The following is a 9,301-nucleotide window of genomic DNA, read 5'->3' as shown; positions in this document are numbered from 1 at the left end:
CTCGTAGCTGGTCACCACGAGGCGCGTGCCGCGAAGAGCTCGCTCACTCATGAATCGTGCCTCCCGGGCTTGTCGCCCACAGGACAGGTGTCGCTGTCGTCGTCATCCGGTCAACGTCCGGTCGGCGGTAAAGATTCCCGTTCCGAGTCCGTTCCGGGTCAAGCGTCGCCGTCGTAGCCGCCCTTGTTGTACCCACCGGCGCCCTGTTTGTCACATCTGACAGCAGATGTCACACAGCGTTTCGTCATCTTTGACGCGCAGTAACGGTCCGCCTGGCAGGCCAAACGCGTACACTACAGCTCTTTCACCTCCGGCGCTAAATCCTTTCGGGTACGGGGTTACCCGCGTCGCTGATCGCTTTCCGCACGGGTACCCGCGCCAGCAGGGCGAATCCCAGCACGAAGAAAATCACCAGCGAGATGATCGCGTCGCGGTAACTCCCCGTCAGCTGGTAGGTCAGGCCGAACAGCAGCGGCCCCAGCCAGCTCATCCCGCGGTCGCTCATCTCGTACGCCGAGAAGTACTCGGCCTCCTTGCCCGGCGGCACTAGGTGCGAGAAGAGCGAGCGGGACAGCGCCTGGCTGCCCCCGAGGACCAGGCCGATCCCGGCGGCCAGCGCGAAGAACCAGCCGGGCGCGCCCGCGGGGAGGAAGTACCCGGCGGCCAGCGTCAGCGTCCAGGCGACGAGGGAGCCGAGGATGGTGCGCTTCGCCCCGTACCGGCGGGCCAGCCGGCCCATGCCCAGCGCCCCGGCCACCGCCAGCACCTGCACCAGCAGCACCGCCACGATGAGCGTCGACTGCTCGAGCCCCAGCTCCTCGGAACCGTAGATCGAGGCCTGGGAGATCACCGTCTGGATGCCGTCGTTGTAGACCAGGTAGGCGAGCAGGAAGTACAGGGTGAGCGGGTGGCGGCGCATGTCGCGGACGGTCGCCGCGAGCTGGCGCAGTCCCGGGGCGGTGGCCTGCCCGGGCGGCGTCCGGCGGTCGCGCAGCCGCCTGAGCGGTACGAGGGTGAAGGCGCCCCACCACAGCCCCGCGGAGGCCAGGCAGATGCGCACCGCCGTGCTCTCCGAGACGCCGAAGGAGTCGTGGGCCGTGTACAGGACCAGGTTCAGGACCAGGACCAGTGAGCCGGCCGCGTAGCCGAAGGCCCAGCCGCGGGAGGAGACGGCGTCGCGCTCCTCGGGCGGGGCTATCTGCGGCAGGTAGGAGTTGTACAGCATCATCGCGACCGACTGGGCGGCGTTGGCCACGATCAGCAGCAGTCCGCCCAGCAGGTAGCGCTCCCCGTCCAGGAAGAACATCCCCGCCGTCGCCGCGGCCCCCAGGTAGGCGGCCGCCGCGAGCAGCGGCTTCTTGCGGCCCGTCCGGTCGGCGGCCGCGCCCACCAAGGGCATGATCACGACGGCGAGGACCACCGACAGGGAGACCGAGTACGCGAAGAAGGAGCCCGCGCGGACCGGGATGCCCAAGGGGTGCACGTAACCGTCGGCGTCGGCCGCCGCCTTGGCGACCGACGTCAGGTACGGGCCGAGGAACACCGTCAGGACGCTCGTCGAATAGACGGAGCACGCCCAGTCGTAGAAGTACCAGCCGCGCTGTTCGCGTCTCCGGTCGGCGGTCCCGTCGCCGGTGCCTGCCCGCAGGGTGTCCGTGCCCACCCGTGCCTCGCTTCCCCGTGTCCCTCGTGAAAAGGCCGCCGCGGGCCGGTCAGGCCCAGGTGCCCCGTTCCTGGAGCACCGCGCGCAGCGTGTCGATGTGATCGGTCATGATGCCATCCACGCCGAGGTCCAGGAGCCGGTGCATCCGCCGCGGATCGTTCACCGTCCACACGTGGACCTGGAGCCCGCGCGCGTGGGCGGCGCGCACGAACCGCCGGTCCACCACGGGGACGCCCGACCGGGACTCGGGCACCTGCGCGGCGACCGCCGAACGGCGCAGCGCGGCGGGCACGCCCCACGAGCGCAGCCGCAGTCCCAGCACGCCGCCGGTGCCGTACGAGGTCGCGAGCCGGGGGCCGGCCAGGCGCTGGGCGCGGGCGACGCGCGGCTCCGAGAACGAGCCGACGCACACCCGGTTCCACGACCTGGTGCGCGCGATCAGGTTCAGCAGTGGGTGGAGGGCGGACTCCGCCTTGACGTCGACGTTCCACCGCACCTCGGGGAAGGCCTCCAGCAGTTCCTCGAACAGGGGGACCGGCTCGACGCCCGCCACGCGCGCGCGGCGCACGTCCTTCCAGTAGAGGTCGGCGATGCGGCCCGCCCCGTCGGTGACCCGGTCGAGGGTCGCGTCGTGGAAGGCGACGAGCTTCCCGTCGGCCGTGGCGTGCACATCCGTCTCGAGGTACCGGTAACCCGTCTCCACCGCGTACCGGAACTGGGCGGCGGTGTTCTCCAGGCCGTCGGCCGCCCCGCCCCGGTGGGCGAAGGCGAGCGGACCGGGATGGTCGAGGAACGGGTGGCGCACGGGAGTCGTCGTCATGGTCACCGCCGCAGTATCGCCCGCTCCGGTGGACCGGAGGCGACGACAGCGCTGCCACCCGCCGAGGGAACGGCGAACGCCCGCAGGAAGACCTGCGCCAGCGGGCCGATGGACAGGGCGTACAGGACGGTACCGGCACCGATCGTGCCGCCGAGGGCGAATCCGGTCGCCACCACGGCCACCTCGACCGCCGTCCGCGTCAGCCGGACCGAGCGCCCGGTGCGCCGGTGCAGGCCCGTCATCAGCCCGTCGCGCGGACCCGGGCCGAACCGGGCCGCGATGTAGAGGCCGGTCGCCGCACCGTTCAGCAGGACGCCGGCGACGAGGAGGGGCACGCGCACGGCCAGGGCGTCCGGTGCCGGGACCGCGGCCAGGGTCGCGTCCGTCGCGAGGCCCACCACGACGACGTTGGAGACCGTGCCGAGGCCCGGCCGCTGGCGCAACGGGATCCACAGCAGCAGCACCAGTGCCCCGACCCCGATCGAGACCACCCCGATCGTCAGCCCGGTCAGCTCGGCCAGCCCCTGGTGCAGCACGCCCCAGGGCTCCAGGCCCAGGCCCGCCTCGACGAGGAGCGCGGAGCTCACCCCGTACAGCGCGAGACCGGCGTACAGCTGGAACAGCCGTCGCCCGAGGCGGCGGGGTGCGGACGGGACGGTGGACAAGGTGTTCCCCCTCAGGTGGTGACGGTGGCCCGGCACGTGTCACTCTGTGGCTCGGTGGCGGACGCCATCCAGGGCCAATCAGGGGAAGGTGGACTGGGAACCATGGTGCAGTGGACCTCGGCGGTGGGGGCGGCACAGCTCGCCCGGCTGCTCACCCCCCAGCAGGAGCGCCCCGCGGGACCCGGCACCCGCCGTCCGCCCGCCTACCGGGCGCTCACCGACGGCATCCGGCTGCTCGTGCTGGAGGGCAGGGTGCCGGTCGCCGCCCGGCTGCCCGCCGAGCGGGAGCTCGCCCTCGCCCTGTCCGTCAGCCGTACGACGGTCGCGGCGGCCTACGAGGCGCTGCGCGCCGAGGGGTTCCTGCAGTCCCGCCGGGGAGCGGGCAGCTGGACCGCCGTTCCGGCCGGTAACCCACTGCCCGCGCGCGGGCTGGAGCCGCTGCCGCCCGAGGCGCTCGGCTCCGTGATCGACCTCGGTACCGCGGCCCTGCCCGCCCCCGAGCCGTGGCTCACCCGGGCCGTGCGCGGAGCCCTGGAGGACCTGCCGCCGTACGCGCACACCCACGGCGACTACCCGGCCGGGCTGCCCGCGCTGCGCGCGCTGCTCGCCGACCGCTACACCGCGCGCGGGATCCCCACCATGCCCGAGCAGATCATGGTCACCACCGGGGCGATGGGCGCGATCGACGCCATCTGCCACCTGTTCGCGCCGCGCGGTGAGCGGATCGCCGTGGAGTCGCCCAGCTACGCCAACATCCTGCAGCTGATGCGCGAGGCGGGTGCCCGGCTGGTGCCCGTGGCGATGGCCGACGAGCTCGCCGGATGGGACCTGGACCGCTGGCGGCAGGTGCTGCGCGACGCGGCGCCCCGGCTGGCGTACGTGGTGGCCGACTTCCACAACCCGACCGGCGCGCTCGCCGACGAGGACCAGCGGCGCCGGCTCGTCGACGCGGCCCGTTCCGCCGGGACCGTGCTCGTCGTCGACGAGACGATGAGCGAGCTGTGCCTCGACGCGGACGTGGAGCTGCCCCGTCCGGTCTGCGGTTTCGATCCGGCGGGCTCGACCGTCGTCACGGTCGGTTCGGCGAGCAAGGCGTTCTGGGCGGGCCTGCGCATCGGCTGGGTGCGCGCCGCGCCGGACGTGATCCGCAGCCTGGTCGCGGCCCGCGCGTACGCGGACCTCGGCACCCCCGTGCTGGAACAGCTGGCCGTCAACTGGCTGATGAGCACCGGGGGGTGGGAACAGGCCGTGGCGGTGCGCCGGGCGCAGGCGCGCGAGAACCGGGACGGGCTCGTCACCGCCCTGCGCCGGGAGCTGCCGGACTGGGAGTTCACGGTGCCCCGGGGCGGGCTCACCCTGTGGGTGCGCACCGGGGGCCTGTCGGGCTCCCGGCTCGCCGTGGCGGGGGAGCGGGTCGGCGTGCGGGTGCCCTCGGGACCGCGCTTCGGCGTGGACGGGGCGTTCGAGGGGTACGTCCGGCTGCCGTTCACCGTGGGCGGCGCGGTGGCCGACGAGGCGGCCGTACGGCTCGCGGCGGCGGCCCACCTGGTGCGGACGGGCGCCTCCGGGACCGGGGAGGCACCGCGGACGTCCGTGGCGTGAGGCGGGCCGGTGCCACCGCGGCGGCCGGCCCGCGCCGCCGTGTCAGCCTTCCGCGACCGCCACTCCGGGGGGCAGCGCGTCGGTCTTCGGCGGTGCCGCGGGAACGTCGGGCCGGGGTTGCCCAGGGGCGGTCCCGGACGCTTCCACGGTGACCCCGGGCAGTGCGGAGCCGGCCTCCGGCGGGTCGGCCGGGTCCGTCGGCTCCGGCAGCAGGTCCAGCACCGCCCGGCGGTCGCTCTCGCTCGTGGCGTCGTCGTACGGGTCGGGGGTGGCCGGGACCTGGAGGCGGTGCACCGGGCCCGTGCCCAGGCGCGCGTAGCCGCGGCCGGGCGGGATCTCCGAGGCGGGCGTGGTCCGCGGCAGCTCACCCAGCACCTCCTCCAGCTGCTGCGGGGAGGCGGGGCCGAGCACCACACGCGCGCGCGTGTGCTGGCGTACGGCCTCGGAGAGGGCGTCCAGGCCGTCGAACTGCTCGGCCACGACGAGGGTGACGTTGGCGGGACGGCCGTGGCGCAGCGGTACCTGGAGAAGGGCCTGCGGGTCCCGGCCGCCGCCGTCGGCTGCGGCCAGATGACCGAGCGCGCCCGGCCCGTCCAGCAGGATCCACAGGGGGCGCCGGACGTCGTCCGGCGGCGGGTGGCCCGCCTGGCGCGCGCGGTTGGCGGCGATCAGCCGGCGTTCCGTCTCGTGCGCCGCCCACTCCAGACTCGCCAGCGCGCCGGCCAGACCGCACTCCACGGCCAGCACGCCCGGGCGGCCGGTCAGGCACGCGTACTCGCCGGTGCCGCCGCCCTCGACGACCACCACGTCACCGTGCTGGAGCGCCTGCAGCGCGACGGAGCGCAGCAGTGTCGTCGTACCGCTGCCCGGCTCCCCCACGACCAGCAGGTGCGGTTCCGTGGAGCGCGGGCCCGTGCGCCACACGACCGGGGGCACGTCCCGCTGCTCGCCGCCGTGGTCGAGCGGCAGCGTGCGCCGTACACCGGTCGTGTCCGTGAAGCCGAGCACCGTCTCGCCCGGCGCCGTGACGAAGCGCTGGGCCGTGATGCCGGTGTCGAGCGGGGCGAGGACCGTCACCGTGAGCTGGTTGCCCTCCTCGTCCCAGTCGAAGAGGTACTCGCGGCCGCGGCCGGCCTTGGCGTGCAGCAGGTGCTCGATCCGCGCGCGGGACTCGGGCTCGCCGTCCGTGAAGTACGCGGGATAACGGACCTCCAGACGGCGGATCCGGCCCGTCCCGTCGAAGTCGAAGGCGGGGAACGCCTTCGTCCAGTCGCCGCCGTGCACGAAGAGCGGCTCCGGGTCGGCGGCCGCCGTGAAGTACGGCGCCAGGGCCTCGTACAGCGACCGCAGGCGCTGCGTCTGGGCCTCGTCGGGGCCGGTGGGCGCCGGTGCGGCGGGCTCGCGGCCCCGCCACGCTGCCGCCGCCATCAGCCCGATGACGGCGAGCAGCGGTCCGTACGGCACCAGCGCCACGACCAGGACCACCGAGGCCACCAGGAAGAACAGCGAACCGCGCTTGTCCTTCGGGGTGTCGGCCCACTTGCGCCGTCCGGCGGCCGCCAGCCGGCGCAGTCCACGGGTGATCGTGATCAGCGGGTGCAGGACGTCGGTCGCGCCGTCGGTCGCCGTCCGGGCCAGTTCCCGGCCCCGGGCGAGGTGTGCGCTGCCGTTGATCGGAATGCGGGGGAGGGGACGCCGGGCCACTGCGGTCTCCTACGGATACGGAGGTGGATGCGGAGGTGGATGCGGGTGGTCGGGCGGCTCAGAAGCTGATGCCGCCCAGGAGGCCCGCGAGGCTCTCGCCGCCCGCCTTGATGCTCGGCGCGATGGCCGTACTGGCGAGGTAGAAGCCGAATAGCGTGGCCACGATGGCGTGCGAGGCCTTCAGCCCGTCCTTGCGGAAGAAGAGGAAGACGATGATGCCGAGCAGGACGACGCCTGACATGGAAAGGATCATTTGTGCTCTCCTGGTTGGTGGGGACAGTCACCATGAGTTCTTCCAGGGTCACAGGATGTATCTATACGACAAAAGGTGCATTCGGGTGAATGCTCGCCGGTTTCACCTGGTCGGCCCAGTCGCCCCTGACCCGTCCGAGCGGCGATGTTGCGCCTGACCGGGTCTGCTGTGATCTTTGCCTCGGGCGGCCCCGGCCATGTGCGTCCGGTCCCCGGTAGCCTGGCGATTCACCCGTACGGCGGCACCGACCCGCCGTCGTGCGCACCACCCAGTCCGACGGGCTCGTCCGAGCCCGCACCCCTGCTGCGAGAGGCGGTCCGGCCATGAGTGAAGCCCTCGACCCCGAGGTCGTGGAGCTCGCGACGAAGATCTTCGACCTGGCGCGCCGCGGCCGCACGGAGGAGCTCGTGGCGTACGTCGACGCGGGCGTCCCGGCCAACCTCACCAACGACCGGGGGGACACGCTCGTCATGCTCGCGGCCTACCACGGTCACGCCGAGGCGGTGGGCGCGCTGCTGGCGCGTGGCGCCGAGGCCGACCGCGCCAACGACCGAGGCCAGACCCCGCTCGCGGGAGCCGTCTTCAAGGGCGAGCAGGAGGTCATCCGGGTCCTCCTCGACGGCGGCGCCGACCCGGCCGCCGGCACGCCGTCGGCCGTGGACACGGCCCGCATGTTCGCCAAGACGGAACTCCTGGAACTGTTCGGCGCACACTGATCCGCACGTTCTGAGCAGGCAGGACACGGAAGACGGGGGAGGCGGTACGGGGCCGCCGGAAATTTCGGTCGCGGCAGGAAGAACCGCCGGGTCATCATGACGTCGTGATTCACGGACGCGATGGCTGGGCAGGTGTTGCCGCACCGCGCGGGCCGTGATGCGGTCCCGCGAGGGCCACGACGAGAGGCGATGAGAGATGGGCTACAGCGAGCAAGAGACGGCGGGCGCTCCGACGTGTTGTCACGCGGCCAGGTAGTGCACGATCCCCGGTTGCGTCGACGCTTGATGTGAGGCTGTTTCCCATGTTCGAACCGGTCATAGCGCCCAGCGGTACGCTGCTCGGCCTGCTGCAGCGGGGCCGCGGCGACGGCACACTGCACGCGCTCACCGCCCCGCGGGCCGAAGCGCTCGCGGCTCTCGACCACTGCGTGCTGAGCGATCCCCGCCACGACTGGCAGGTGGAGAACCGCTCGCTCTACTACGCCCGGCTCTACCTCGAGCTCAACGGCGGGCTCGACGAGGTCGAACGGCACCTCTTCGCCCCCGAGGACGTCCTCGACACCTGCGAGTCGCGCACCGGCCTCGCCCTCGCCGTCCTCGGGCACCTCGCCTCGTACGGCAGGCGGGACGCACTGGAACTGCTGCGCGGGTACGCCGCCCGCGGCGCCAACTGGGCCTGGGCCCTCGACGAGCTCGCCCTGCGGGACGACGACGCGGGCCTGCGCGCCCTCGCCGCGCCCGTCCTGGCGCGCTTCACCACCGACGCCGAGGGCGAGGCCGAGCTCGCCGCCGCCGTCCGTGACGCCTTCGAGCCCCGCCCGTGGCGGCTGTGGGCCGAGGACTCCCGCGCGTCGATCGGCGCGCGGGTGCGCAAGGCCGGGGAAGCCGGCTGTTTCGACCGCTGGCAGCGGCAGCTGGACTCCGCGGGGCCCCGCCCCGGCTGGAGCGTCGCGGCCGTCTTCGACTGGGCCCAGCAGGGCCTCGACCGCGGTGCCGCGCTGCACGTCCCGGCCGCCCGCTGCCTCATGGCCGTCGCGGGCCCCGAGGACCGTCCCGAGATCCTCGACGCCGCCCGCGGCGGTGGCGACGGCGCCCGCTGCACCGCCCTGCGCTACCTCGCCGACAGCAACGATCCCCTCGCCCTCGACCTGGTCGAGGGCGCCGTGGCCGACGGTTCGGCCCTGGTCGTCGAGGCAGCCGTCGACGCGTTCGAACGGATGCGCAGCGTCGCCGCCGTCGAGCGCGCGCGCCGCTGGGTGCGCCGTCCCGACGCGCTCGGCGCCGCCGCCGGGCGCACTCTGGCCTGCCGCGGCGGCACCCAGGACAGTGATTCCGTGCTGGCCGCGCTCCGCGAGGCCGTACGGGGCGAAGGCCCGGACGCGTCCACCCTGTGGACCCTCGTCGACGGCGCCGGACGCCTCGGCATCGGCTGTGCCGCACCCGTCCTGCGGCACGTCTACCGCGAGACCGCCTCCTCCCACCTGCGCGGACGCGCCGCCCGGGCGCTCGCCGCCACCGACCCCACCTTCCCGGCCGGCTTCGCCGTCGAGTGCCTGTGGGACTGCGAGGAGTCCACGCGCGAGGTCGCCGCGCGGCACGCCGAGACCGGTTCCGCCCGTGTGGTCGAACAGTTGCGCAGGCTCGCCGCCGACCCCGCCGAGGAGGCGGAGGTCCAGACGGCCGTACGCAGCCGGATGGGGCCGGACATGCCCGCCGTGTGAACGCCGGGCGACCACCGGGGATTGTCGAACAATCCTTCGATACCTATGTTGTTTCGTTCTTGTATCTGCGCTTAGATTCCCGGCATGGCAGAACTCACGGGACTGGCCGACGACCGGGCGCTGTTGGGCCGCACCAGCACGGCGGAGCGGGTCTCGG

8 protein-coding genes and 1 pseudogene are annotated in these 9,301 nt (G+C 73.6%); 4 read left to right on the top strand and 5 right to left on the bottom strand.

Translation table 11 applies throughout. The annotated features are described in order from the left end of the window. Window positions 1-316 precede the first annotated feature (316 nt). Genes UW392_RS65005 through UW392_RS64995 form a run of 3 tightly spaced genes read right to left on the bottom strand, consistent with a single transcriptional unit; the run spans window position 317 to window position 3,148 of the window. Window positions 317-1,663, bottom strand: a complete 1,347-nt coding sequence (locus tag UW392_RS65005; protein WP_320784895.1) for an MFS transporter — start codon at window positions 1,661-1,663, stop codon at window positions 317-319. 49 nt (window positions 1,664-1,712) lie between these two features. Continuing rightward, on the bottom strand, window positions 1,713-2,483 hold the full coding sequence (locus tag UW392_RS65000; protein ID WP_320784896.1) for a glycerophosphodiester phosphodiesterase: 771 nt from the start codon (window positions 2,481-2,483) through the stop codon (window positions 1,713-1,715). Window positions 2,484-2,485: 2 nt separating this feature from the next. Further along, window positions 2,486-3,148 (bottom strand): hypothetical protein, encoded by a 663-nt coding sequence (locus UW392_RS64995; protein ID WP_320784894.1) that lies wholly within the window; start codon window positions 3,146-3,148, stop codon window positions 2,486-2,488. A gap of 102 nt (window positions 3,149-3,250) precedes the next feature. On the opposite strand from UW392_RS64995, the gene UW392_RS64990 reads away from it, so the two are divergent. Continuing rightward, window positions 3,251-4,750: a PLP-dependent aminotransferase family protein gene (locus UW392_RS64990; protein ID WP_320784893.1), complete on the top strand. Its 1,500-nt coding sequence runs from the start codon at window positions 3,251-3,253 to the stop codon at window positions 4,748-4,750. A gap of 42 nt (window positions 4,751-4,792) precedes the next feature. Here the strand turns inward: UW392_RS64990 and UW392_RS64985 are convergent, their stop codons facing one another. Both UW392_RS64985 and UW392_RS64980 read right to left on the bottom strand, forming a co-directional pair. Further along, the gene (locus UW392_RS64985) at window positions 4,793-6,454 is read right to left on the bottom strand and encodes a hypothetical protein (RefSeq protein ID WP_320784892.1); all 1,662 of its coding nucleotides are present in this window, start codon (window positions 6,452-6,454) and stop codon (window positions 4,793-4,795) included. 58 nt (window positions 6,455-6,512) lie between these two features. After that, on the bottom strand, window positions 6,513-6,707 hold the full coding sequence (locus tag UW392_RS64980; protein ID WP_320784891.1) for a hypothetical protein: 195 nt from the start codon (window positions 6,705-6,707) through the stop codon (window positions 6,513-6,515). A 323-nt stretch (window positions 6,708-7,030) separates the two neighbouring features. Here UW392_RS64980 and UW392_RS64975 point away from each other — a divergent pair, with 323 nt between their 5' ends. The 3 genes and pseudogenes from UW392_RS64975 to UW392_RS64965 all read left to right on the top strand — a co-directional run. Next, window positions 7,031-7,423, top strand: a complete 393-nt coding sequence (locus UW392_RS64975) for an ankyrin repeat domain-containing protein (RefSeq protein ID WP_320784890.1) — start codon at window positions 7,031-7,033, stop codon at window positions 7,421-7,423. A gap of 302 nt (window positions 7,424-7,725) precedes the next feature. Then, window positions 7,726-9,144, top strand: coding sequence for a HEAT repeat domain-containing protein (locus tag UW392_RS64970; RefSeq protein ID WP_320784889.1), 1,419 nt, complete (start codon window positions 7,726-7,728; stop codon window positions 9,142-9,144). 84 nt (window positions 9,145-9,228) lie between these two features. Beyond that, a pseudogene (locus tag UW392_RS64965) lies at window positions 9,229-9,301 on the top strand (GntR family transcriptional regulator); the annotation flags it as partial.

It is taken from the genome of Streptomyces sp. CRN 30 (genome assembly GCF_034105845.1).
Note: the sequence above shows the minus strand (reverse complement) of the source record. Positions and strands in the feature narration are given on the sequence as shown.

Excerpts from the sequence above, each read along its gene's own strand:
- UW392_RS65000 (WP_320784896.1), bottom strand. The coding sequence starts at position 2,483 with ATGACGACGACTCCCGTGCGCCACCCGTTCCTCGACCATCCCGGTCCG.
- UW392_RS64990 (WP_320784893.1), top strand. The coding sequence starts at position 3,251 with ATGGTGCAGTGGACCTCGGCGGTGGGGGCGGCACAGCTCGCCCGGCTG.
- UW392_RS64980 (WP_320784891.1), bottom strand. The coding sequence starts at position 6,707 with ATGATCCTTTCCATGTCAGGCGTCGTCCTGCTCGGCATCATCGTCTTC.
- UW392_RS64975 (WP_320784890.1), top strand. The coding sequence starts at position 7,031 with ATGAGTGAAGCCCTCGACCCCGAGGTCGTGGAGCTCGCGACGAAGATC.
- UW392_RS64970 (WP_320784889.1), top strand. The coding sequence starts at position 7,726 with ATGTTCGAACCGGTCATAGCGCCCAGCGGTACGCTGCTCGGCCTGCTG.